At 63.3% G+C, this 19,931-nt stretch carries 24 protein-coding genes and 1 tRNA gene; 20 read left to right on the top strand and 5 right to left on the bottom strand.

What is annotated here, in order from left to right:
* Positions 1–11: 11 nt before the first annotated feature.
* From hisA to tatC, 9 genes are all read left to right on the top strand, one after another.
* Positions 12–764 carry a 1-(5-phosphoribosyl)-5-[(5-phosphoribosylamino)methylideneamino]imidazole-4-carboxamide isomerase gene (gene hisA / locus HWY30_RS18985; protein ID WP_090802089.1) on the top strand — a complete coding sequence of 251 codons (753 nt, stop codon included), beginning with the start codon at positions 12–14 and terminating at the stop codon, positions 762–764.
* Positions 765–1,010: 246 nt separating this feature from the next.
* Entirely contained in the window at positions 1,011–1,784 is a 774-nt protein-coding gene (gene hisF / locus HWY30_RS18980) for an imidazole glycerol phosphate synthase subunit HisF (protein WP_090802088.1), read from the top strand.
* A 1-nt stretch (position 1,785) separates the two neighbouring features.
* Positions 1,786–2,196: a phosphoribosyl-AMP cyclohydrolase gene (gene hisI, locus HWY30_RS18975; protein WP_090802086.1), complete on the top strand. Its 411-nt coding sequence runs from the start codon at positions 1,786–1,788 to the stop codon at positions 2,194–2,196.
* Entirely contained in the window at positions 2,193–2,588 is a 396-nt protein-coding gene (locus HWY30_RS18970) for a phosphoribosyl-ATP diphosphatase (RefSeq protein WP_090802085.1), read from the top strand. Before hisI ends, HWY30_RS18970 begins: the two co-directional genes overlap by 4 nt.
* Positions 2,589–2,678: 90 nt before the next feature.
* Complete coding sequence (locus HWY30_RS18965; RefSeq protein ID WP_090802083.1) at positions 2,679–3,074, top strand: DUF4870 family protein; 396 nt, start codon at positions 2,679–2,681, stop codon at positions 3,072–3,074.
* Positions 3,075–3,167: 93 nt separating this feature from the next.
* Positions 3,168–3,533, top strand: coding sequence for a histidine triad nucleotide-binding protein (locus tag HWY30_RS18960; protein ID WP_090802081.1), 366 nt, complete (start codon positions 3,168–3,170; stop codon positions 3,531–3,533).
* A 268-nt stretch (positions 3,534–3,801) separates the two neighbouring features.
* Positions 3,802–4,047: a Sec-independent protein translocase subunit TatA gene (gene tatA, locus HWY30_RS18955; protein WP_090802080.1), complete on the top strand. Its 246-nt coding sequence runs from the start codon at positions 3,802–3,804 to the stop codon at positions 4,045–4,047.
* A gap of 48 nt (positions 4,048–4,095) precedes the next feature.
* Positions 4,096–4,638: a Sec-independent protein translocase protein TatB gene (gene tatB / locus HWY30_RS18950; RefSeq protein WP_090802078.1), complete on the top strand. Its 543-nt coding sequence runs from the start codon at positions 4,096–4,098 to the stop codon at positions 4,636–4,638.
* A 34-nt stretch (positions 4,639–4,672) separates the two neighbouring features.
* The gene (tatC, locus tag HWY30_RS18945) at positions 4,673–5,458 is read left to right on the top strand and encodes a twin-arginine translocase subunit TatC (RefSeq protein ID WP_090802077.1); all 786 of its coding nucleotides are present in this window, start codon (positions 4,673–4,675) and stop codon (positions 5,456–5,458) included.
* A gap of 89 nt (positions 5,459–5,547) precedes the next feature.
* Here the strand turns inward: tatC and HWY30_RS18940 are convergent, their stop codons facing one another.
* Positions 5,548–6,768 (bottom strand): Do family serine endopeptidase, encoded by a 1,221-nt coding sequence (locus tag HWY30_RS18940; protein ID WP_090802075.1) that lies wholly within the window; start codon positions 6,766–6,768, stop codon positions 5,548–5,550.
* Between the two features lie 19 nt (positions 6,769–6,787).
* On the opposite strand from HWY30_RS18940, the gene HWY30_RS18935 reads away from it, so the two are divergent.
* The 8 genes from HWY30_RS18935 to HWY30_RS18900 all read left to right on the top strand — a co-directional run bounded on the left by HWY30_RS18935 (position 6,788) and on the right by HWY30_RS18900 (position 13,455).
* On the top strand, positions 6,788–7,534 hold the full coding sequence (locus HWY30_RS18935; RefSeq protein ID WP_090802074.1) for a Nif3-like dinuclear metal center hexameric protein: 747 nt from the start codon (positions 6,788–6,790) through the stop codon (positions 7,532–7,534).
* A gap of 220 nt (positions 7,535–7,754) precedes the next feature.
* Positions 7,755–8,375, top strand: a complete 621-nt coding sequence (gene petA / locus HWY30_RS18930) for a ubiquinol-cytochrome c reductase iron-sulfur subunit (protein WP_090802072.1) — start codon at positions 7,755–7,757, stop codon at positions 8,373–8,375.
* The gene (locus HWY30_RS18925) at positions 8,375–9,754 is read left to right on the top strand and encodes a cytochrome b (RefSeq protein WP_090802071.1); all 1,380 of its coding nucleotides are present in this window, start codon (positions 8,375–8,377) and stop codon (positions 9,752–9,754) included. Before petA ends, HWY30_RS18925 begins: the two co-directional genes overlap by 1 nt.
* 23 nt (positions 9,755–9,777) lie before the next feature.
* Complete coding sequence (locus HWY30_RS18920) at positions 9,778–10,533, top strand: cytochrome c1 (RefSeq protein WP_090805491.1); 756 nt, start codon at positions 9,778–9,780, stop codon at positions 10,531–10,533.
* 95 nt (positions 10,534–10,628) lie between these two features.
* Positions 10,629–11,240 carry a glutathione S-transferase N-terminal domain-containing protein gene (locus HWY30_RS18915; RefSeq protein WP_006052302.1) on the top strand — a complete coding sequence of 204 codons (612 nt, stop codon included), beginning with the start codon at positions 10,629–10,631 and terminating at the stop codon, positions 11,238–11,240.
* A gap of 66 nt (positions 11,241–11,306) precedes the next feature.
* Positions 11,307–11,804 carry a ClpXP protease specificity-enhancing factor gene (locus HWY30_RS18910; RefSeq protein ID WP_090802069.1) on the top strand — a complete coding sequence of 166 codons (498 nt, stop codon included), beginning with the start codon at positions 11,307–11,309 and terminating at the stop codon, positions 11,802–11,804.
* A gap of 19 nt (positions 11,805–11,823) precedes the next feature.
* Positions 11,824–11,899 (top strand) — tRNA-Thr (locus HWY30_RS18905).
* Between the two features lie 431 nt (positions 11,900–12,330).
* Positions 12,331–13,455, top strand: a complete 1,125-nt coding sequence (locus HWY30_RS18900; RefSeq protein ID WP_090802068.1) for a methyltransferase — start codon at positions 12,331–12,333, stop codon at positions 13,453–13,455.
* 15 nt (positions 13,456–13,470) lie between these two features.
* Here HWY30_RS18900 and HWY30_RS18895 read toward each other — a convergent pair whose 3' ends face one another.
* Entirely contained in the window at positions 13,471–14,742 is a 1,272-nt protein-coding gene (locus HWY30_RS18895; RefSeq protein ID WP_090805489.1) for a TIGR03862 family flavoprotein, read from the bottom strand.
* Between the two features lie 442 nt (positions 14,743–15,184).
* Between HWY30_RS18895 and HWY30_RS18890 the strand changes: the two genes are divergently transcribed.
* Entirely contained in the window at positions 15,185–15,394 is a 210-nt protein-coding gene (locus HWY30_RS18890) for a DUF1059 domain-containing protein (protein ID WP_090805487.1), read from the top strand.
* A 135-nt stretch (positions 15,395–15,529) separates the two neighbouring features.
* Here the strand turns inward: HWY30_RS18890 and HWY30_RS18885 are convergent, their stop codons facing one another.
* Entirely contained in the window at positions 15,530–15,850 is a 321-nt protein-coding gene (locus HWY30_RS18885) for a type II toxin-antitoxin system HicA family toxin (RefSeq protein ID WP_090802066.1), read from the bottom strand.
* Positions 15,851–16,238: 388 nt separating this feature from the next.
* Here HWY30_RS18885 and HWY30_RS18880 point away from each other — a divergent pair, with 388 nt between their 5' ends.
* Positions 16,239–17,081 (top strand): class I SAM-dependent methyltransferase, encoded by an 843-nt coding sequence (locus HWY30_RS18880; RefSeq protein ID WP_090805485.1) that lies wholly within the window; start codon positions 16,239–16,241, stop codon positions 17,079–17,081.
* A 20-nt stretch (positions 17,082–17,101) separates the two neighbouring features.
* On the opposite strand, the gene HWY30_RS18875 is transcribed toward HWY30_RS18880, so the two are convergent.
* Together HWY30_RS18875 and HWY30_RS18870 are read right to left on the bottom strand one after the other, a co-directional pair.
* Positions 17,102–17,656, bottom strand: a complete 555-nt coding sequence (locus tag HWY30_RS18875) for a DUF1415 domain-containing protein (RefSeq protein WP_090802065.1) — start codon at positions 17,654–17,656, stop codon at positions 17,102–17,104.
* 58 nt (positions 17,657–17,714) lie between these two features.
* A complete protein-coding gene (locus tag HWY30_RS18870) occupies positions 17,715–18,362 on the bottom strand; it encodes a TetR/AcrR family transcriptional regulator (RefSeq protein ID WP_090802063.1) in 648 nt (215 codons plus the stop codon).
* Positions 18,363–18,513: 151 nt separating this feature from the next.
* Here HWY30_RS18870 and HWY30_RS18865 point away from each other — a divergent pair, with 151 nt between their 5' ends.
* Positions 18,514–19,797 (top strand): MFS transporter, encoded by a 1,284-nt coding sequence (locus tag HWY30_RS18865; RefSeq protein ID WP_090802061.1) that lies wholly within the window; start codon positions 18,514–18,516, stop codon positions 19,795–19,797.
* Positions 19,798–19,931: the final 134 nt, after the last annotated feature.

The following is a 19,931-nucleotide window of genomic DNA, read 5'->3' as shown; positions in this document are numbered from 1 at the left end:
ACCCGATTGCTATGCTGCTGATTCCCGCCATCGACCTGAAAGACGGTCAGTGTGTACGCCTCAAACAGGGCGATATGGACCAGGCGACGATTTTCTCCGAGGAACCGGCGGCAATGGCCCGACATTGGGTCGACCGCGGCGCGCGTCGTCTGCATCTCGTCGATCTGAATGGCGCGTTCGCCGGCAAGCCGAAGAACGGCGATGCAATCCGGGCGATCATCGATGAAGTGGGCGGCGCGATTCCGGTTCAGTTGGGCGGTGGCATCCGCGACCTGAACACGATCGAGCGCTATCTGGACGACGGTTTGTCGTACGTGATCATCGGCACGGCCGCGGTGAAGAACCCCGGCTTTCTGCAGGACGCGTGCACCGCGTTCGGCGGTCACATCATCGTCGGCCTCGACGCGAAAGACGGCAAAGTCGCCACCGACGGCTGGAGCAAGCTGACCGGTCACGAAGTGGCCGACCTCGCGCGCAAGTTCGAGGACTACGGCTGCGAGTCGATCATCTACACCGACATCGGCCGTGACGGCATGCTGCAAGGCATCAACATCGAAGCGACGGTGCGCCTTGCGCGCGCGGTCAAGATTCCGGTGATCGCGAGCGGCGGTCTGTCGAACCTCGCGGACATCGAATCGCTGTGCGAAGTCGAAGGCGAGGGCATCGAGGGCGTAATCTGCGGCCGCGCGATCTATTCGGGCGACCTCGACTTCGCGGCCGCGCAGACGCTCGCGGACAAGCTGCGCGAAGCGGACGACGCTTAAGCACGGCGTCGGCTGCGCGTGCTGGGCAGGTTGCGCGGGCCGCCGGCGTTGCGCTCGTGTCGGCTTGCGGCGCTCGGTCGAACGATGGCTTGCCTGTAACGCGCGTCGCACGATTCAGCGCCCGGAACCTCGCCAGCTTCCGGCCGGCACCTCACTCGCGGCGCGACGCAACCGCTCGCGCCGGCACCGTGCCGCTTGCCCGCAAGCGAGCGGCCTCATCAGCGGTATTGGCAGAATTGCACGATCATGGCTCTAGCTAAACGCATCATCCCCTGTCTCGACGTCACCGCGGGCCGCGTGGTCAAGGGCGTCAACTTCGTCGAACTGCGCGACGCGGGCGACCCGGTCGAAATCGCGCGCCGTTACGACGATCAGGGCGCCGACGAACTGACGTTCCTCGACATCACCGCGACCTCGGATCAGCGCGACTTGATTCTGCCGATCATCGAGGCGGTCGCTTCGCAGGTGTTCATTCCGCTGACGGTCGGCGGCGGCGTGCGCGCGGTCGAAGACGTGCGGCGCCTGCTGAACGCGGGCGCAGACAAGATCAGCATGAACTCGTCGGCGGTAGCGAATCCGCAACTCGTGAAGGACGCGACCGACAAATACGGCTCGCAGTGCATCGTCGTCGCGATCGATGCGAAGCGCGTGTCGGCCGACGGCGAAACGCCGCGCTGGGAAGTGTTCACGCACGGCGGGCGCAAGGCCACCGGTCTCGATGCGGTCGAATGGGCGCGCAAGATGGCCGAGTTGGGCGCGGGCGAAATCCTGTTGACAAGCATGGATCGCGACGGCACCAGGAGCGGCTTCGACCTCGCGCTGACTCGCGCGGTGTCGGACGCGGTGCCGGTGCCGGTGATCGCCTCGGGCGGCGTCGGCAATCTGCAGCATCTCGCCGATGGCATCAAGAGCGGTCACGCGGACGCGGTGCTCGCCGCGAGCATCTTCCACTATGGCGAACACACGGTCGGCGAGGCCAAGCGCTTCATGGCCGATCAGGGCATTTCGGTGAGGTTGTGACGTGACGAATCCTTCGGCAGTGAACTGGCTCGACAAGGTCAAGTGGGACGCGAACGGCCTCGTGCCGGTGATTGCGCAGGAAGCGTCGACGAACGACGTGCTGATGTTCGCGTGGATGAACCGCGAGGCCCTCGCGAAGACCGTCGAGACCGGCCGCGCGGTGTATTTCTCGCGCTCGCGCCAGCGCCTGTGGTTCAAGGGTGAGGAGTCGGGCCACGTGCAGCATGTGCATGAAGTGCGACTCGATTGCGACGAAGACGTCGTGCTGCTGAAAGTCGAGCAGGTATCGGGCATCGCGTGCCATACCGGCCGCCACTCGTGCTTTTTCCAGAAATTCGAAGGCTCGGTGGACGATGGCGACTGGCAGGCCGTCGATCCCGTGCTGAAAGACCCCGAACACATCTACAAATGACGCAATCCACGCAAAACCCGTCGCCCGCCACGGCTTCCACGCTCGACACGCTGCTGCGCCTCGCGGCGGTGATCGACAACCGCAAGGGCGGCGATCCGGACATCTCGTATGTATCGCGCCTGTTCCACAAGGGCGACGACGCGGTGCTGAAAAAGATCGGCGAAGAAGCCACCGAAGTCGTGCTGGCCGCGAAGGACGTGCGCCAGGGCGGCGCACCGAAGGCGCTGGTCGGCGAGGTTGCGGACCTGTGGTTCCACTGCCTCGTGATGCTGTCGCATTTCGATCTGAGCCCCGCCGACGTGATCGCCGAACTCGAGCGTCGCGAAGGCCTGTCGGGCATCGAGGAAAAGGCGCTGCGCAAGAGCCGCGAGCGCGAGGAAAACGGCGACTGAGCAGCCGGAGCGGAAACCTGGTGTTTCCGCTTGAAGTCGCGCGCGCCGGCACCAATATAGCGGTAACCGCACCTCCGGGAGGACGCAAGCATGGAACAGCCGCAGGGAAGCTATCCGCCGCCGGTCTACCGCCACGCGATGGAGCCTGAGCGCGAGCGCAGCCTGCGCACGCTCACGCACGTGCTGTACGCGCTGTATGCGGTCCACTGGCTGACCGGCGGGCTCACCGTTCTGGTCGCGATCATCATCAACTACGTCAAACGGTCGGACGTGGCCGGCACGCCGTACGAAGCGCACTTCGAATGGCAGATCCGCACGTTCTGGCTGGGCCTCGTCGGTTACGCGATCGGCGCGTTGCTGCTGCTCGTCGTGATCGGCATTCCGGTGCTGTGGGCAGTCAGCATATGGATGTTGTACCGTATTATCAAAGGCTGGCTGTATCTGTACGATAACAAGTCGTTCGCGAATCCGGCCAGTTGGGTCTGAGCGCCAGCCGGTCCGTATGGGCGGGCCGGCTTTCGGATCGAAGCTCGGCGCGGGCGGCTTCGCTCGCCCAAGTCATACCGCGTCAGGAATACGATGAGTCACGATCCGAACTGCCTTTTCTGCAAGATTGCCGCTGGCGAAATCCCGTCGACCAGGGTCCACGAAGACGACGAGTTCGTCGCCTTCCGCGACATCCGTCCGGCGGCCGAAACGCATGTGCTGGTGATTCCTCGCAAGCACATTGCAACGCTGTCGAACTGCACGGAAAGCGACGCGCCTCTGCTTGGTAGAATGCTTGTCCTGGCCGCGCGACTGGCCGAACAATTGGGGGTCGCCTATCACGGCGGCGAAACGGGCTTTCGCACGGTAATCAATACCGGTCCGGGCGGTGGTCAGGAGGTGTATCACCTGCACGCGCACATTCTCGCGGGACCGCGTCCCTGGCAACGCATGGGCTGAGCGCCGGATCACGCGTCAGGCGCGCTGCGTGGCAAGTGCGCACCGCCGCGAGTTTTGGTCGGGGACAATAGCGCCGTCGTTGTTTTTACCGCTGTGTAATAACGTCGACGCGATCGTGTGGCCACAATGACAGGCGAAGATGGCCGCATTGCGAGCGAGGCGGTGCAGCCTGATGTAACGTAGAGATATATCGAGACGAAGCGCACGCGCTTCAGGTTATGCAAATTGGCCGCATCAAGATGCGGCGCCGGGGTTAAGGAGAGTAGTCATGGGTTCGTTGAGTATTTGGCATTGGTTGATCGTTCTGTTGATCGTCGCGCTCGTGTTCGGCACGAAGAAGCTGCGCAACATCGGCAGCGATCTGGGCGGCGCCGTGAAGGGCTTCAAGGAAGGCATGAAGGAAGCCGATTCGTCGTCGGCCGACGCGCAACAGCAGCAGCGCGAGCTGCCGCGCAACGGCGCGGTGGACGTCGAAGCGAAGGAAAAGACGCAGCAATCGAGCGATTACCGCTAAGCCGCGGCCTTCGCGCCGTTCCCGCGTTTCTGACGGACATTCCACTTCATGCTGGACCTCGGTCTAACCAAGATGGCGCTGATCGGCGTCGTCGCGCTGGTCGTCCTCGGGCCTGAGCGCCTGCCGCGTGTCGCTCGCACGGCCGGCGCGCTGTTCGGCCGCGCACAGCGGTACATCAACGACGTTAAGGCCGAAGTCACGCGCGAAATCGAGCTCGACGAATTGCGGCGCATGAAGACCGAGTTCGAGAAGGCCGCGAGCAATGTCGAAACGGCGGTTCAGGACAATCTGCGCAAGCACGAGAATGAACTGAACGAAGCATGGAATAGCGGTACGTCGGTATCGCCGAGCATCGCCGGCGGCGCGCTCGAAGACGCCGGCAGCGGGGCCAGCGGCAGCGCGGGTGCCACCTCGTGGCCCGTCAGTACGCCGGCCGCCGCGCCCAAACGCAAGACCTGGCGCGTCCAGCAGAGCGCCACGCCCACCTGGTACAAGCGAGCGAGCCTGCGGCGCACGCGCGTGCAGTCGGGCGCCGCGCGCGTTGCGCGGCACACACCTGCCAACCTGCGTCGTCCGACGCGGTTTTTCTGATGTTCAGATCGACAATCCCCAACCGAGGGCCGGTGTGAGCGACCCCCAGCAATCCCAGAGCGAAGGCACTGAAGAGACCTTCATTTCCCACCTCGTCGAACTGCGTGACCGCATCATCCGTGCGGGGCTCGCCGTCGTCCTCGTGTTCATCGGGCTCGTGTACTGGGCGCCGGACATCTTCAAACTGCTCGCCCGTCCGCTGATGATGAATCTGCCGAAGGACGGCAAGATGATCGTCACCGACGTCACCGGCTCGTTCTTCGTGCCGATGAAGGTGACGATGCTGGTCGCCTTCGTGATCGCGCTGCCGGTCGTGCTGTACCAGATCTGGGCGTTCGTCGCGCCTGGGCTCTATCAGCACGAGAAGAAGCTCGTCGCGCCGCTCGTCGCGAGCAGCTACACGCTGTTCCTGTGCGGCATGGCGTTCGCGTACTTCGTCGTGTTTCCGACCATCTTCCGCGTGATGGCGCACTACAATGCGCCGCTTGGCGCGGAGATGACAACCGATATCAACAATTACCTGAGCTTCGTGCTGACGATGTTCATCGCGTTCGGCGTCACGTTCGAGGTACCGATCGTCGTCGTGCTGCTGGTGCGGATGAACGTGGTGAAGCTGAAGAAGCTGAAGGAGATCCGGCCGTATGTGATCGTCGGCGCGTTCGTGGTGTCGGCCGTCGTAACGCCGCCGGACGTGTTTTCGCAGCTGATCCTCGCGGTTCCGCTGATTCTGCTGTACGAAGCTGGCATCGTCGCGGCGCGGTTGATCGTCGGCAAGCAGCCGGTGGTCGTGGAGGATGCGAGTCCGCCGCCGTCTAGTTGAAGTGCCGCGAGTCAGTGCCGGGTGTCAAATGAAAAAGGGCAGTTCATGGCGGACTGCCCTTATTCATTGCGTGGAATCGCGGCATTACTTCAACCGCCTTCGTCATCCGGCTGATCGCCGCCGTTATCGTCTGGCGCCTGCTTCGGCGGCGGCGGGCGTTTGCCGATCATCACGTCGAGATCGATCTGATGACCTTTGCGCACCAGATGCACTTTCGCCGCCGTACCGGGCTTGATCTGCGCGATCACGTTCAACAGACGCGTGGTATCGGTGATAACCTGGCCGTTTACGCTCGTCAGGATGTCGCCGGGCTTGATGCCCGCACGGTCGGCCGGGCCGCTTTTCAGCACGCCCGCGACAATAGCGCCCGACTTCTGATCGAGCCCGAACGACTCCGCGATTTCCGGCGTGACGTCCTGCGGTTCGACGCCGATCCAGCCGCGCGTGACCGTGCCGGTCGTAATGATGCTCTCGAGCACGCTGCGCGCGGTCGACACCGGAATCGCGAAGCCGATGCCGAGCGAGCCGCCCGAGCGCGAGTAGATTGCGGTGTTGATGCCGAGCAGGTTGCCGTTCACGTCGACGAGCGCACCGCCCGAATTGCCGGGGTTGATCGGGGCGTCGGTCTGGATGAAGTTTTCGAACGTATTGATGCCGAGATGGTTGCGGCCGAGCGCGCTGACGATGCCCATCGTTACGGTCTGCCCGACGCCGAACGGATTGCCGATCGCGAGCACGACGTCGCCGACGCGGGTCTGGTCCATCCGGCCGAGCGTGATGGTGGGCAGATTGGTCATATTGACCTTGAGCACGGCCAGATCGGTTTCGGGGTCGATGCCGATGACCTTCGCGCTGGCGGTGCGGCCATCGGCGAGCGCGATTTCGATCTGATCGGCGCCGTCGACGACGTGCTGGTTCGTTAGAATGTAACCTTCCGAACTCACTATCACGCCTGAGCCGAGATTCGAGGCAGGCTGCTCCTGCTGCTTGCGATTGTTCCTGTCGCCGAAGAAGTAGCGGAACAGCGGGTCTTTGGCGCGCGGGTCGGGAGGTAGCGAGCCATCCTTGCTGGAGAACACGTTGACGACCGCGGGCATGGCCTTTTGCGCCGCTTCGGCATAGGACGTTTCGGCATGGCCAGTGCCGATGCCAGGCGCCACTTCCCGTAGCGCGACGATCGGTTCGGCGAGTTGTCTGCCGAATTGTCCTTGACGCTGCAGCCACTGCGGTTTGAGGGTCGCAATGATGAACATCAGCGCCAACAGCACCGTCACCGCTTGGGCAAATAACAGCCAGAAGCGTCTAAGCATCTGAAGACTAGAGGTCTATATGGATCGGATTGAACTTGAATTGTACTTGAACAATCTCCTTGAAACCGCGCGCTTCAAGGACTATTGCCCGAATGGATTGCAGGTCGAAGGACGCCGCCGGATCAACAAGCTCGCGACCGGCGTGACCGCGTCGGTGGCCTTCCTGGAGGCCGCGCTCGACTGGGGCGCGGACGCCGTGCTGGTCCATCACGGCTACTTCTGGCGCAACGAGGCACCGCAGATCACCGGCCGCAAACATGCTCGTTTGAAGCTGCTGCTCGCCAACGACCTGAACCTGTTCGCCTACCATCTGCCGCTCGACGATCATCCCGAGTTCGGCAACAACGCGCAGATCGGCGAAAAGATGGGCTGGATCAGCGACGCGCGTTTCGGCGACAACGATCTCGGCTGGCTCGCCACGCTGCCAATGCCGATCACGCTGTCGCACCTCACCGCGGAAATCGCGCAGACACTGGGCCGCACGCCGCTCGTGTTCGGCGATCCGGATATGGAGCTGCGCCGCGTCGGCTGGTGCACGGGCGCCGCGCAAGGGATGTTCGACGCGGCGATCAACGCGGGTGTCGACGTCTACGTGACCGGCGAGGTATCGGAGTCGGTGATGCATACGGCGGCGGAAAGCGGCGTCGCGTTTCTGGCGGCTGGCCACCACGCGACCGAGCGCTTCGGCGTGCAGGCGGTGGGCAAGCATCTGTCCGAATCGTTCGATATCGAACATCTGTTTATCGATATCCCCAATCCCGTTTGAATTGCGAATTGCATTAACGAAGAACAAGGCAGGAATACCGCAGAAGGCACTTAAAAGGAAGTGCGAAAAAGTTTGCGATCGGTACGGACAAACCCTGAGTTATCAAGGGCTTCGCACGGTTTTTGGCAATCGGCCCTTGTAAATGGCGACTCCATTCGAGCAAACTAGCGGCGGTAGAAGCGACGTGAAGGAAAAATCCAACTCAGAAGTGGGGCGTGTGATGCGAGACAAAGAAGAGGAACGCGTCGATGGCAGCCGCCGTAACTGGCTGGTAGCGACGACCGTAGCAGGCGGCATAGGAGGTGTTGCCGTTGTCGTACCCTTTGTTAGTTCCTTTGCACCATCCGAAAAGGCCAAGGCCGCAGGTGCCCCGGTCGAAGTCGATATCAGTGGTCTGAAGCCCGGCGACATGATGACGGTCGCCTGGCGCGGCAAGCCGGTGTGGATCATCAACCGCACGGACCGCATGCTCGCCGATGTTCAAAAAGCCGACAGCCAGGTAGCGGACCCCCACTCGCTGAATCCGTTTTCGATGCCGCTGCCGGACTACTGCAACAACGAATTCCGTTCACGCGCCGAGAACAAGCATCTGCTGGTTGCCGTCGCCGTTTGCACGCATCTGGGCTGCACGCCGACGCCGCGCTTCCAGGAAGGCCCGCAGCCGAATCTCCCCGACGACTGGCCCGGCGGTTTCCTGTGCCCGTGCCACGGCTCGACCTACGACATGGCCGGCCGCGTCTTCAAGAACAAACCCGCTCCGCAGAACCTCGACATCCCGCGCTTCATGTTCACGTCGGCGACGGCCCTTGTGATCGGGAAGGACGAAAAAGGAGAAGCGTAATGGCGAGCGAACACGAAGTAGAGACGACCGGGCTGGCTGGTTGGATCGACCAGCGCTTCCCGATGACTGCCACGTGGAAGAAGCACGTTTCCGAGTACTACGCGCCGAAGAACTTCAACTTCTGGTACTTCTTCGGTTCGCTTGCGTTGCTGGTGCTGGTCAACCAGATCGTCACCGGCATTTTCCTGACGATGAACTACAAGCCCGACGCGACGCTCGCGTTTTCGTCGGTCGAGTACATCATGCGCGAGGTGCCGTGGGGCTGGCTGATCCGCTACATGCACTCGACGGGTGCGTCGATGTTTTTCGTCGTCGTGTATCTGCACATGTTCCGCGGGCTCCTGTACGGCTCGTACCGCAAGCCGCGCGAACTCGTCTGGATTTTCGGCTGCCTGATTTTCCTGAGCCTGATGGCCGAGGCGTTCTTCGGCTACCTCCTGCCGTGGGGCCAGATGTCGTTCTGGGGCGCGCAGGTGATCGTGAACCTGTTCTCGGCGATTCCGTTCATCGGGCCGGATCTGTCGCTATGGATTCGCGGCGACTACGTGGTCTCTGACGTCACGCTGAACCGCTTCTTCGCGTTCCACGTGATCGCGATTCCGCTGGTGCTGATCGGCCTCGTGATCGCCCACCTCGTCGCGCTGCACGAAGTCGGCTCGAACAACCCGGACGGCATCGAGATCAAGGCGAAGAAGGGGCCGGATGGCGTGCCGCTCGACGGCATTCCGTTCCACCCGTACTACTCGGTGCACGACTTCATGGGCGTAACGATCTTCCTGCTGATCTTCGCGGCGATCATCTTCTTCGCGCCGGAAATGGGTGGGTACTTCCTTGAAGCCAACAACTTCATCCCCGCGAACCCGCTGCAGACGCCGCCGGAAATTGCGCCTGTGTGGTACTTCACCGCCTTTTATGCGATGCTGCGCGCCACCACCGATCCATTCAAGATCGTGCTGATGATCGTCATCGCGCTACTCGGGTTGCTGGCGCTCGTGCGCGCGCGCGGCAAGTGGAAGCTCGGTCTGCCGCTGCTTGCGGTGCTGGTGATCGTCGCGATGGTGTTCACCGAATCGAAGTTCTGGGGCGTCGTGGTGATGGGCAGCGCGGTGATTTCGCTGTTCTTCCTGCCGTGGCTGGACCGGTCGCCGGTCAGGTCTATTCGCTACCGGCCGTTCTTCCACAAGGTTTTCTTCGGGATCTTCGTGATCGCGTTCCTGACGCTCGGCTTCCTCGGCACGCGACCGCCATCGCCGGCCGCGACGCTGATCGCCCAGATCTGCGCGCTGATCTACTTCGCGTTTTTCCTCGGCATGCCCTTCTGGACCCGGCTTGGCAAGTTCAAGCAGCCGCCCGAGCGGGTGCGGTTCAAGCCTCACTAATCGCGAGCCAGGAGAACATGAAGATGAAAAAACTGCTTTCGATGTGCGCGCTGGTCGGCGCGACCGTGCTTGCGCTGTTGGCCGCTCCGGTTCACGCGGACGAGAATTTCCCGCTCGATCGCGCGCCGGACAACACGAACAATTTCGCTTCTTTGCAGCGCGGCGCGCAATTGTTTGTAAACTACTGCCTGAATTGCCACAGCGCGAACCTGATGCGCTACAACCGCCTGACTGATCTCGGCATCACGCCGAACGAAATCCGGGCGAACCTGCTGTTCACCACCGACAAGGTCGGCAACACGATGACCGTGGCGATGCGCCCGGAGGACGCGAAAGCGTGGTTTGGGGCGACGCCGCCGGATCTGTCGGTGGAGGCGCGGGCGCGCGGCACGGACTGGCTTTACACGTATCTGCGGAGTTTTTACCGCGACGATACGCGGCCGACCGGCTGGAACAATCTGGTGTACCAAAACGTGAGCATGCCTCACGTGCTGTGGCAGCTTCAGGGGCAGCGTGCGGCGCAATTCGGCGACGAAACCGACGAAAGAACCGGCGAAAAAGTACACAAATTCCTCGGCTTCCAGCAACTGACTCCGGGGACGATGTCGCCGGTAGATTATGATTCTGCTGTGGCCGACCTCGTGTCGTACCTGTCATGGATGTCCGAACCGACGCAGCAAACCCGCAGGCAACTTGGCGTGTGGGTGCTGTTGTTCCTCGGTATCCTGAGCTTTTTCGCCTGGCGACTGAACGCCGCGTACTGGAAACATATCAAATAATCACGCCGCTACATGGCGTGGGGCCGGCGCCAGGAAAAACCTGCTGAACGGTTTTTCCGCGCGCTGGCCCTTCAGCTTTTTGAGGAAACGTAAACATGATGGTTCTGTATTCCGGCACTACTTGCCCGTTCTCCCAGCGTTGCCGGCTGGTGTTGTTCGAAAAGGGCATGGACTTCGAGATCCGCGACGTCGACCTGTTCAACAAGCCGGAAGACATCGCCGTGATGAATCCGTATGGTCAGGTGCCGATTCTCGTCGAACGGGACCTGATTCTGTACGAATCGAACATCATCAACGAGTACATCGACGAGCGCTTCCCGCACCCGCAGCTGATGCCGGCCGATCCGGTCCAGCGCGCGCGTGCCCGCCTGTTCCTGCTCAACTTCGAGAAAGAGCTGTTCGTCCACGTCGGCACGCTCGAAAACGAGAAGGGCAAGGCAGCGGAGAAGAATCACGAGAAGGCGCGCCTCGCGATCCGCGATCGCCTGACGCAGCTCGCGCCGATCTTCCTGAAGAACAAGTACATGCTCGGCGAAGAGTTCTCGATGCTCGACGTCGCGATCGCACCGCTGCTTTGGCGCCTTGACCACTACGGTATCGAACTGTCGAAGAACGCCGCGCCGCTGATGAAGTACGCCGAGCGCATTTTCAGCCGCCCGGCTTATATCGAAGCGCTGACGCCGTCGGAAAAGGTGATGCGTCGTTGAGTTTGGCTTTGGAGCGCGGACGCCGCATCGCTTCGATGCGCGACCGCGCCCGCAAGAGGACTGTTGATGCAAGAGATTTCCACGAAGCCTTATCTGTTGCGCGCGCTCTACGAGTGGTGCACGGATAACGGCTACACACCGCATATCGCGGTCCGCGTCGACAATCAGACGCGCGTGCCACGTCAGTTCGTGCGCGACAACGAGATCGTGTTGAACATCAGCTTCGAGGCGACCAGCCAGCTGCAGATGGGCAACGAGTGGATCGAGTTCAACGCGCGCTTCTCCGGCAAGTCCCACAAGATCGAAGTGCCGGTCGCCAATATTCTTGCGATCTACGCGCGCGAGAACGGCCAGGGTATGGCGTTCCCGGTCGAATCGGCGGGCGGCGAGGCTCAGGATTCGGGCGCGGATGCCGCGGACGAAGCTGACACGCCGGCGGCTCCGCGCGCCGTCGAAACCGCCCCCGCCGACCCTGTCGAGGCCACCGACGCCGACGACAAACCGCAGCCCGACGACGATGGCTCGAAAGGCGGCGGAAGGGCTCGCCTTAAGATCGTGAAATGAAGTAGAATCACGGCCTCATGCCGGCTTAGCTCATCAGGTAGAGCGCTTGACTTGTAATCATGAGGTGGCGGGTTCGAGTCCTGCAGCCGGCACCAGATTGCTTTATCAGCAGTAACTGGAAATGCTAGAAAACCCCGTCGAAGCACACGCTTTAGCGGGGTTTTTCTTTTTTCGGTGGAAATTGCCCGGATCGTTGCTGATGCCGATCACCGAAGCCTTGGCCAGGCTTGTTTGCGACGAGGGTTTCACGCACGTCAAAACGTGCGAAGGCAGCGTGAGATGAGCCGCGCGATGGCTCAAAAATCATGGTATCTCTTTCACCTTGTCGATTGTAGACATTATTGTCTACTTTCGGTGCGTCTAGACTCACCTCATCACCGTCACCAATTCATGCCGCGCCGCGAATCCGCACGGCGGCGGTACGTTACTATTCGGGCGTCGCCCGGGATGGCGGGCAGCCGCCGGACATTCCGGTCCGCTGCCGCGGTCCACGTCGCCGGCGACGTCACATCGACTCCATTGCACCATGACCAGCCCCGCAACTCTCACCTGGCCAGAAGCCGACGGCCCGCGCACCGCACGCTGGCGTTCCGAGGCGGCCGTGCCACCGCCGAAGCGCGTCGTCGTCGCTGACGACCGCACCACCGCCGATTCGGCCTACCGCCTCGCCTGCGAAGGCACCGCGCTGCTGTGGCGCGGCGACTTCCAGAACGCGCGCCAACTGCTGCAGGCCGTCACGCGCCGGCTCGAACGCAAGCCGCGCAAGCAGGGAGCCACACCGCTCGACGCGTTCAACCAGCATCGGCAGGCGCAGTCGCAGCGCGCGCGCACGCTCGGCATGATCCTGATTCCGCTCGATGCCGACTACGCCATTCCGCTGCGTCGCGCGCCCGACGTGCGGCAGGCCTGCATCGAAGCTTATGGACCGGGGAGCGGTGACGCGTCGATCGTGTCGTTGCGCGAGTTGCTCGGTTTGATCGGCGCGCACGAATGGCGCAAGAAGGGCGTCGAGATTACGGCGCTCGGCGAGCGCATCCATCCGCACTACGGTGTGTTCTCACCGGTGCGCGGCGAGTACGTCGATCTGGTCGCGCGCACGCCGCTGCCGTCGTTGGACCTCGCGTTCGATATCGGCACCGGCACTGGCGTGCTGGCCGCGCTGCTGGCCAAACGCGGCGTGCGCAAGATCGTCGCGACGGACCAGGATGCGCGCGCGCTTGCGTGTGCTCGTGAAAATCTCGCGCGTCTTGGTTGCGCCGAGCAGGTCGAGATCGTACAGGCCGATCTGTTTCCGGACGGTCGGGCACCGCTCGTCGTCTGCAATCCGCCGTGGGTGCCGGCGCGGCCCGCGTCGCCGCTCGAATACGCGATCTACGATCCGGACAGCCGCATGCTGGTCGGCTTCCTGAACGGCCTCGCCGATCATCTGACGCCGGGCGGCGAGGGCTGGCTGATCATTTCGGATTTCGCCGAGCACCTTGGACTGCGGACGCGCGAGTGGCTGCTCGCGGCGATCGAGCACGCGGGGCTCAGTGTCGTGGGACGCGAGGACATTCGTCCACGGCATCCGAAGGCCAGCGATCAGAACGATCCGTTGTATGTTGCGCGAGCGGCCGAGGTCACGTCGTTGTGGCGGCTCAAGGCGCGGTGACGGCGACTGCGCGCGTCACGCCGACGTGCCGTGCGCTTCCAGATACGCGCACGCGCCCCGGCCAGCGACCAGCCCGCTGGCAAAGCAGGCGGTCAACAGATAACCACCGGTCGGCGCCTCCCAATCGAGCATTTCGCCCGCGCAGAATGCGCCGGGCATCCGGTCGATCATCAGATGCGCGTCCAACGCCTCGAACGGGATTCCGCCCGCGGTACTGATCGCTTCCTCGATCGGTCGCGCGCGCAGCAGTCGCATCGGCAGCGCCTTGATCGCGTGGGCGAGGCCGCGTGCATCGGCGAAGGCTTCTTTCGACAGAATCTCGTGCAGCAACGCCAGCTTGACCCCGCCGATTCCGATTCGCCCGTGCAGATGACTCGCGATCGAGCGTGAGCCGCGCGGCCGCGTCACTTCCTCCACGATTCGCTCGAGCGGCAAGCCGGGCGCGAGATCCAGCGCGATCGTGACCTCGCCGCCGGCGAGAATCCGCTCGCGGATCGGCGCCGACAACGCGTAAATCAGGCTCCCTTCGAGGCCCGTTTCGGTCAAAAGTATTTCACCTTGTCGATTGTGGACTTTTCCGTCTACACCGGTGACGGAAATCGCGACCGTCTTGATCGGCTGACCCGCGAAACGCTCGCGCAGATACGGGCTCCAGTCCGCGTCGAAGCCGCAGTTCGCGGGACGCAGCGGCGTCACCGGCACGTCGCGCGACGTCATCAGCGGCACCCACGCGGCGTCGGAGCCGAGACGCGGCCAACTGGCGCCGCCGAGCGCGAACACGACCGCGTCGCAGCTGATCGTCTGCTCACCGTTGGGCGTGTCGAAGCGCAACGCGTGGGCGGCACCGTCTTCGGATGTTGACGCCCAGCCGCTCCACTTGTGACGCATATGAAACTGCACACCCGCTTCGCGCAGCCGATGCAGCCACGCGCGCAGCATCGGCGCGGCCTTCATGTCGGACGGAAATACGCGCCCCGAACTGCCGACGAACGTCTCGACGCCCAACTCGCGCAACCATGTGCGCAGCGCGTCGGGACCGAACGCGTCGAGTAACGGCGCGATGCGCTCGCGGCGCGAGCCGTAGCGCTCGAGAAACGGCGCGAGGGCTTCCGAATGCGTGATGTTCATGCCGCCTTTGCCCGCCATCAGGAATTTGCGGCCGACCGACGGCATCGCGTCATATACGTGGACTTGCACGCCGTGCCCGGCAAGCGTCTCCGCGGCCATCAGGCCGGCGGGGCCGCCGCCGATCACGGCGACGCGGGCGGAATCGAGCGAGAATGACATGCGGTTCAGCGGATCAACGGGGAGAAAAGGCGGTGCGCCGCGGTGACCGAACGGATAGGCGGCGCGAAGGGCGCTATTGTCACACCGCGCGCGGCGCGCGGCAAACGCCGACAAACTCTGTCGAACTGTGCTCGGTACTGGCAAACAGGCGGCTATTCGGCCAGGCGACCGGGCTCGATCGCCCCAGACCGGAAAATACTGGATTCAGTCTTTCTCCCGGCCGTTGCGCATCGCGTTCACCGCTTGGCCCGCGCCGCACGCGACCTATACTTTTCAAACATCTTCCATCGGACGCCGTTCGCGTCGTTCCTCGCGTCAATCCCCAATCACGTCGCTTGCGACGCAGCCGCTGCGGCGCGCTTCACTGCCGCGCGCCGGCAGCCGACGCGAAGCGCCTGTTGAATCGGTGGAAGAGTCGATCGTCTGGTTCAAGGAGATTGCCATGACCCGCAAATATATCGACTGTCGCGAGTTTCCGAGCGAAACGAACTGCACTGTCGCGCTATCCGCCGACAGCGACGGCGAACTGCTCGAAGCCGCGGTCCAGCATGCCGTCAGCGTTCACAAGCACGCGGATTCGCCGGAGCTGCGCGAGCAGCTGAAGACGCTATTTCATGAGGGAACGCCGCCCGTCGAGGCGCGGCACGCTTGAGAGACCCGTGGAAGGGGAGTGTGGAAGCCCGCGTCGCGAGCGGCATCCAGCCGCCCGCGTGCGGGCGTGTTGCAGCAGTCTTGTGGTGACACGAGAAACGCGATACCAAGCCAATCTAACCAGCATGCCGACGCGCTAACCCGGATACGCCTCATCGACCTTCAGCCCGGCGAGCTTGAAGATCACCCGCAACGTCTGCGGCTTGATGTCGCGTCGCGACGCGAGCGTCGTCATCACGAAGTCGAGCACCTTGGCGTACTTGAGCATCGTCAGGCAGGTCTCGAGGTCGACGTTGCCGTCACGCATGACCTCGGCGAGCCGCAGCATTTCCGTGGAGATGTCGCGAGCCATCTCCAGTTCGAGTTGCTGTTTCTCCGACCATGCCGGCGCGGCGGTGAGCTTCGCCATCATTTCCTGAAACTTCTGTTCGACATTTCCGTTGGGTACCGTATCCATTGCCGCCTCTTCTGTGATCATCCGAGCGCGCGACCCGTTGCAAAGCCGGCCGCTGCTGGTTACGTAACGTTCGCCCCTTGTTGCGGGGCCGCTCTCCCCACATGCATCCGGTTCGCGTGTCCGGTTGCACGGCCGGACAGCTTCCTGTTTTCGGCGACGCGGCTTGCACCCGCAGGCTCAGCCGGCGCTCAAGCTGTTTTCAGCCATTCTCGAGACACTTCCGCGCAGCGCCTTTCGAGCAGGAAGTGTTCCCAGTGGACCGCCTGTCTCGCGTGACCCGGGCGGCGTACTCGCTGGGATTGCCGCACTTTGGGTAAACTGGCAGCAACCTTTCTCTTTTTCCGTCATCTGTCGCACGTTCGCACTGCAATTGATGGCGGCCCATACGATGTCCGGCAAAACCCACGAAATCCGTCCCAATCAGTCCGTCGAACTGCTCAAAGAGCTCCACATCCTCACGCGCGACGGCAAGATGAATCAGGACAGCCGTCGCAAGCTGAAGCAGGTCTACCATCTGTTCCAGTTCATCGAGCCGCTACTCAAGGACCTGAAGGACCAGCAGGGGGCGCTGACGCTCGTCGATCACGGCGCGGGCAAGTCATACCTCGGTTTTATCCTGTACGACCTGTTTTTCAAGGAGTTTCAGGATGTGGCTGGTGGGGCTTCGCACATTTACGGCATTGAAACGCGCGAAGAGCTGGTGACGAAGTCCGAAGAGCTGGCGGCGCGGCTCGGCTTCAAGGGGATGTCGTTTCTGAATCTGTCGGTGGCGGAGTCGATCACGTCGACGCGGCTGCCCGCCGAAATCGACATCGTGACCGCGCTGCACGCGTGCAATACCGCCACCGACGACGCGATCCGTTTCGCACTCGAAAAGCACGCGAAGTACATCGTCGTCGTGCCGTGCTGCCAGGCCGAGGTAGCCGGCGTGCTGCGGCAGAACAAGGGCAAGGCTCTGAAGACCGCGCTGACGGAAATCTGGCGGCATCCGCTTCACACGCGCGAATTCGGCAGCCAGATCACGAACGTGCTGCGCTGCCTGCAGCTCGAAGCGCATGGCTATCAGGTCAGCGTGACCGAGCTGGTCGGCTGGGAACACTCGATGAAAAACGAGTTGATCATCGCGCAGTACAAGGACCTGCCGCGGCGCCGGCCCGCTGAGCGGCTCGGCGAAGTGCTGGACGCGCTCGGGCTCGATACGCTGAAGGAGCGATTTTTCGTGCCGGCCTGAGGCGCGACCTGGCGCTTCACTTAGCGCTTCATCAACGCATCCCAGCCCGCGAGGCCAATGCGCCGCAGCGTCTCCTGATTGCGCTCGTAGATCTCTTCCGCGTCGGGAAAGGCCTGCACGGCCCGCTCGATGCTGTCCTCGCGCAGCAGATGCAGGATCGGATAGGGCGCCCGGTTCGTGTAGTTTTCGATATCGTCGGGCTCGCTGCCTTCGAACTGGTAATGCGGATGAAAGCTCGCGATCTGGATAGCGCCTTCGAGCCGTAGCTGCTGAACGAGCCGGTCGGCGAAGAACAGGCAGTCGTTGAAGCCGAGAAAGTCCTCGAACGCGCGCGGCAGGATCAGCAACGTCGTGTCGATGGCGGCGGGGTCGGCGACGACGAGGGTCTGCAGCTCGGCTTCCAGGTCGGTCAGCACCGCTTCGAGCGTGCCCGCTTCGCTGACCGCATAGCGAATCTGCCCCTTCACATGCACGGCCTTCGCGAACGGACACAGGTTCAGGCCGATCACGGCCTCCGTCAGCCAATGACGGGTCGCGGCGATAACGGCATCGTGGGATTCGGCGGGCAACGGCATGGCGGACGGATGTGACGGGAAAACGCGCAATTCTAAAGGACCCAGCTGACGGACTGGCTCAGCGAACCGGCTTCTCCGCGCAAGCGGCCGCTATCAACTGCGCGGCGACTTTCGGCGCGGCGAGGATCGGCCCGCAGCCCGGCCCGTAAGTCTGGCTCGCCGCGTACACGCCCTCGATCAGCAGACCGAGCCCATCGGCCAGCGCTTGCGGATCGCCGGCGCCGGCCGCTGTCGACAGTTCGACGAGGCGCGCCATCAAGCGCTGCTTGTTGCGGAACACGAACTGCCGCGCCGGATGCGCGGTATCCGAAAACTCCACCGACACGTTCACGAACGGGCAGCCGCGGTAATCGTCGACCGAGGCGCGCACCGCGAGGTCGTCGAAGTACTGCTGAAGCTGCTTCGCCGGCTCGCCAGGATGCTTCGCGAAGCTCTTCTCGACGTAGCGGAAGAACTGCTCGTCCTTCTGCGCCAGATACGCCATCACGAGCTCATCCTTCGACGAAAACTGCCGGTACAGACTCATCTTGTTCACGCCCGCGCGCTCGACCACCGCATCGACGCCGACCGTGCGCACGCCCTCGCGATAGAACAACTCGCTGGCCGCGCGCAGCAGATGCAGCTGCGCCTGCGGCCCGGCGGTCTGTGCGCCGCGCGCGCGCCGCGCACGAGTAGGGGCGGGCTTGGGGGGTTCGCTGTCGGACATGGCAAGTCACCCAAATGAGATTGACGCCTTGACATGTTACCGACCAGTAACTAAGATCGCAACACAATTGTGACCGATCTGTCACAAGTCATTCACCGAGGCCGTAAATACGAACGACGCCGCCACCGGGGCCGCGTCGATGGGAGAATCGATGAACTGGGCTGCGCGACTGATAGGCGGGCGTTTCCACTACGGCTGGTTGACCGTCGCTGTGGTGTTCCTGGTGTTGCTCGCGGCTGCGGGTACGCGAGCGACACCGAGCGTGATGATGGTGCCGCTCGAGCACCAATTCGGCTGGAGCCGCGCGACGATTTCGCTCGCGATCTCGGTGAACATCGCGCTGTACGGGTTGATGGGGCCGTTCGCGGCCGCCGCGATGCAGCGCTTCGGTGTGCGCCCCACGCTGCTGAGCGCGCTCGGCGCGATGGCCGCGGGTGTCGCGCTGTCGTCGCTGATGACGCATCCGTGGCAAATGGTGCTGATCTGGGGCGTGATGGTCGGCGGCTCGACCGGGGTAGCGGCGCTGTCGCTGTCGGCGACGGTCGTGACGCGCTGGTTCACGACGCGCCGCGGTCTCGTGATGGGTATCCTGACCGCCAGCTCGGCGACCGGCCAACTGGTGTTTCTGCCGCTGCTCGCGGCCATCGCCGAGCATTACGGCTGGCGTCAGGTCGTGTGGGTCGTCGCGCTCGCGGCGGGCGTCGTGATTCCGCTCGTCGCGTTCCTGCTGCCCGAGCATCCGGCCAGCATGCAGCTGCGCCCGTACGGCGAACCGCATGACGCGCCCATCACGACGACCGTCACCAGGCAGAATCCGCTCGCGATCGCATTCGGCACGCTCGCGTCGGCGAGCAAAACGCGCGACTTCTGGCTGCTGTTCTTCAGCTTCTTCATTTGCGGCGCGAGCACCAATGGCTATGTCGGCACCCATCTGATCGCGATGTGCGGCGACTACGGGATGACCGAAGTGCAGGGCGCGTCGTTGCTCGCGGCGATGGGCGTGTTCGACCTGTTCGGCACGACGATGTCGGGCTGGCTGTCGGACCGCTTCAATAGCCGCGTGCTGCTGTTCTGGTATTACGGGCTGCGGGGGCTGTCGCTGATGTATCTGCCGCACGCGTTCGGCATCGACTTTTTCGGACTGCCGCTGTTCGCGGTGTTCTACGGTCTCGACTGGATCGCCACCGTGCCGCCGACCGTGCGTCTTGCGACCGACGTCTACGGCAAGGAATCGGCGCCGATCGTGTTCGGCTGGGTGGTCGCGGGCCACCAGCTCGGCGCGGCGTTCGCGGCGCTCGGCGCGGGCATGCTGCGCGCGAGTCTTGGCACCTACACGGTCGCATCGATGATTTCCGGCGGCTTGTGTCTGATCGCCGCGGTGATCGTGCTGCGCATCAATCGCCCGGCCAAGGTGCCGACGCCGCAGGCAATCTGAGGCGCCCTCGCGAGCCGCGCGGATTCACCGTCAGCGAAGCAACGACGCACGGCCCCATAACGGGGCCGTGCGCGTTTTCTCAGCCAGCACGCATAGCGCCGCGCCGCAACTTGGAGCGCGCACCGAAAGCCCGT

It is taken from the genome of Paraburkholderia tuberum STM678 (genome assembly GCF_902833905.1).
Lineage (GTDB): Bacteria > Pseudomonadota > Gammaproteobacteria > Burkholderiales > Burkholderiaceae > Paraburkholderia > Paraburkholderia tuberum.
Note: the sequence above shows the minus strand (reverse complement) of the source record. Positions and strands in the feature narration are given on the sequence as shown.